Origin of the sequence: Atribacter sp. (assembly GCF_035418125.1) — a bacterium.
GTDB classification, from domain to species: domain Bacteria; phylum Atribacterota; class Atribacteria; order Atribacterales; family Atribacteraceae; genus Atribacter; species Atribacter allofermentans.
In genome coordinates this window covers 1-2,601 of sequence record NZ_DAOLQM010000282.1, presented here as the reverse complement: position 1 = coordinate 2,601, position 2,601 = coordinate 1, and the positions used below count along the sequence as shown (strand labels likewise).

Here is a 2,601-nt window from a genome sequence, read left to right as displayed (position 1 = left end):
TCAGTTGACAATAAGGGAAGACTCATCATTCCCAATGAATTCAGAAAAGATTTATCCAACACCCTCTATGTTACCAAAGGTATTGAAAATTGTGTATTTGTTTTTTCCGAAACAGCCTGGCAGGTTTTAGCAGGGAAAGTTGCATCTCTCCCTATGACCAAGAAAGCAGGGAGAGAATTTGCCCGGATTTTCTTAGCCAATGCCAGTGAAGAAACCATAGATGCTCAAGGACGTATTACTATTCCCCGGCATTTAAGAGAGTATGCAGAAATAGATAAAAAAGTGGTCACGGTTGGAGTTGGAGAAAGAATGGAAATTTGGTCGGAATCGGTTTGGGATCAATATGCCTCAGAAGTCGAAGGAAAATATGAAGATATAACAGAAGAAATTATGGATACGGGGATTTGAGGTGTTTCACTATCATCAGCCGGTTATGGTTGTTGAGGTTATTCAGTATTTGGTTACCGATCCTAATGGCGTTTATGTTGATGCTACGGTTGGTGGTGGAGGTCACGCCAAAGCAATATTGGAAAAAGTTGCTCAACAGGGAGTTTTAGTTGGAATCGATCGTGACCGGGAGGCTATTGATGCAGCAAGGCAAGTGTTGGCCGTTTTTGGAAGCCGGGTAAAACTGGTTCAAGGATCTTTTTCGACGATAGCAGAAATTCTTCATCAAGAAAAAATTGAAACTATTCATGGAGTTTTATTTGATCTTGGCGTTTCTTCTCGACAGTTAGATGCTCCAGAAAGAGGTTTTAGCTTTAGTCAGGATGGACCATTGGATATGAGAATGGATCAAAGCCAGAAAATGGACGCCTGTCAGGTTGTTAACACCTATTCTGAAAAAGAATTGGCTGATATTTTCTTTTATTACGGTGAAGAGCGAAAATCACGTAAAATTGCTCATTCGATTGTAGTTGCTCGCCAGAGAAAACCAATTGCTACAACTGGAGAGTTGGAAAAAATTATTTGGAAATGTAATCCGGGTCGAAGAGGGGGTATTCACCCAGCAACTCGGGTTTTTATGGCTTTACGGATTTATATTAATCATGAATTAGATGAATTACCGAAGGCCTTAGAGAGTGTGGTCCAATTTATGAATGAAGGAGCACGTCTGGTGGTTCTCAGCTATCATTCTCTTGAAGATCGAATTGTTAAAAATTTCTTTCGAAATAGTCAACAACTTGAGGTCATCAACCGCAAGCCTATGATACCTTCTCGGCAAGAAATTCAGTCGAATCCTCGTGCTCGGAGTGCCAGAATGAGAGTCGCTCAAAAGATGATGAGAGAGGAGGGGACTCCAGCTTGAAAAATATTGCCGTATTTTTTTTAATATTCATGGTGAGTATGTCTTTTTTGTATTTGTTACTGCAAGCTGAAATTGTCGAAAAAGGATTTGTTTTAAGTTTAAAGAAAGAACGAATAGAAAGCCTGGTTGCTAATAAAGATCGCATTGAAATTGAAATTTCTCATCTTTCGTCAATGGACCGAATTAAAGAAATTGCCACTAATAAATTAGGTATGGTTTTACCGGAGAGGACGATATTTCTCGCTGCTGCTGATCAAAAAGTTCAGCTTAAGGGGAGTGAGGCAGCGGTTGCAGAATATAGAAATGAAACGGGGTTGAAAAGATGAGCTCCAGAAGATTTGTCCATCGGGCAAATTTTCTGGTGATGATGGTTTTTTTGATTTTAGGATATATTGTTTTTCGAATGTTCGTCCTGCAAGTTGTTGAAGGAAACGAGTATCGGGAAAAAGCCAACATGGTTCGCTTCCGGATGGAAGATCTTCTTCCTGCTCGTGGACAAATTTTAGATCGAAACGGCGAAGTTCTAGCTCGCGATACCGAAGCTATATCAGTATATTGTGTTCCAAGAATGATAGAAAACCCCGAAAGTGCCGCTCAGAAAGTTGCTCCGTTGTTAGGGCTTAGCCTGGAAGAAATACAAGAAAAATTTGAGAGCCGAAAATCCTTTGTATGGTTAAAGCGTCAGGTTCCACTTCACCTGAAAGAAGATTTAGAAAAAGATAAATTAGTCGGTATTGAATGGAATAAAGAGAATAAAAGATATTATCCTCATTCTCCCCACCTCAGCCACATTCTTGGATTTGTTGGTATTGACCATCAAGGGTTGGAAGGGTTGGAGTTTACTTTAAATGAGGAATTGACTGGAAAGATGGGTTATATGACCTTTGAGAGGGATGGAACCGGGAAAGAAATACCTGGAAGCTTAGTCTACTTAAATCCTCAATCGGGACACAACGTTATCCTCACTATTGATCGAACCATTCAGTTTTATATTGAAAAAGCTCTCGATGAGGCCATCGGAAGAACCAAAGCTAAGGCGGGTGTGGTAGTAGTGAATGATCCAAGAACTGGAGATATCTTGGCCATGGCTTCACGTCCTTCCTATGATAATAATCTTTTTAATGACTATTTACCCGAAACCTGGAGAAACTTAGCTGTATCAATGGTATTTGAACCTGGTTCTACCGTTAAACCTCTCATTATGGCTTCGGCCCTTCAGGAAAATAAGGTTTATCTGGGAGAAAGTTTTTATTGTGGTGGTTCCATAATGGTGTATAATCATCGAGTGCGAG

At 40.1% G+C, this 2,601-nt stretch carries 4 protein-coding genes; all 4 read left to right on the top strand.

The window, feature by feature from the left end; translation table 11 throughout:
* A partial coding sequence (gene mraZ / locus PLK24_RS10540) for a division/cell wall cluster transcriptional repressor MraZ (protein WP_324478930.1) occupies window positions 1–408 on the top strand: 408 nt, incomplete at its 5' end.
* 1 nt (window position 409) lies between these two features.
* The gene (gene rsmH, locus PLK24_RS10535; RefSeq protein WP_324478928.1) at window positions 410–1,309 is read left to right on the top strand and encodes a 16S rRNA (cytosine(1402)-N(4))-methyltransferase RsmH; all 900 of its coding nucleotides are present in this window, start codon (window positions 410–412) and stop codon (window positions 1,307–1,309) included.
* Window positions 1,306–1,635, top strand: coding sequence for a hypothetical protein (locus PLK24_RS10530; protein WP_324478926.1), 330 nt, complete (start codon window positions 1,306–1,308; stop codon window positions 1,633–1,635). The genes rsmH and PLK24_RS10530 overlap by 4 nt, the downstream gene beginning before the upstream one ends.
* Window positions 1,632–2,601 (top strand): peptidoglycan D,D-transpeptidase FtsI family protein (locus PLK24_RS10525; protein ID WP_324478924.1); only part of this gene is annotated, 970 nt, incomplete at its 3' end. The genes PLK24_RS10530 and PLK24_RS10525, both read left to right, overlap by 4 nt.